Raw genomic sequence first — 671 nt, forward strand, 5'->3', positions numbered from 1 at the left:
CCGCGCAAAATGGCGTCATTGATCATATCTGCGGTTCTCACCACCGATAAGAAAGCAAACTTTGTATCACTTGAAAGGGTGCGATTACCCCAAAGACGATAACCATTTTCGCGGATAATTGTTGTGATGTTTTGTTCGTTAAGAAGGTTAGCGCGGCTTGATCGATCACCAATGGAAAAATCAATAGGGCGCGCAGTTCCCACAATGCCATTGATCACTTTATTGGAAGGAGAATGCCAAAAGCCGTGTGTAAAATCAGTTTTAGCAATGACACCAGCAACTGCTGCACTTGCTGGCTGTTCTACAATTTTTCCATCACGATTTACCTTTACAAACGGATCAACGATAATAGCGCGCTTTGAATCAAAATCCTTTGCTGCGCTAAGGGCTGCTTCATCTGTTGTGTTGGGTGCATCAAGCACCACAATGGCGCGTAGGCGTTCAGCAATGCCAATGAGTTCTGCTGCTACGGGGTTGGCAGTCGCACCAGTTCCATTCTCTTCAATATTCACACTGGAAGGGCGTTGATGTGTAAAGCCTGGAGCGATGAGAATGCGTGGTGTTTGTCCTACAATGGACCCCGCTCCAATCAAAGCATGAACACCTTCATAAGCACCATTTGCGTTTACACCACCCAGAATATTGGTGAGTGTTGCATTTTCGTTGTCACC

At 46.1% G+C, this 671-nt stretch carries 1 protein-coding gene; it reads right to left on the reverse strand.

Features of this window, described 5'->3' with window-relative positions:
- Positions 1-671, reverse strand: a 671-nt coding sequence (locus ACFIO5_RS12115; protein ID WP_375705540.1) for a phage tail sheath family protein, incomplete at both ends; no start/stop codon positions are given.

The organism is Bartonella sp. AA86SXKL, assembly GCF_042196885.1.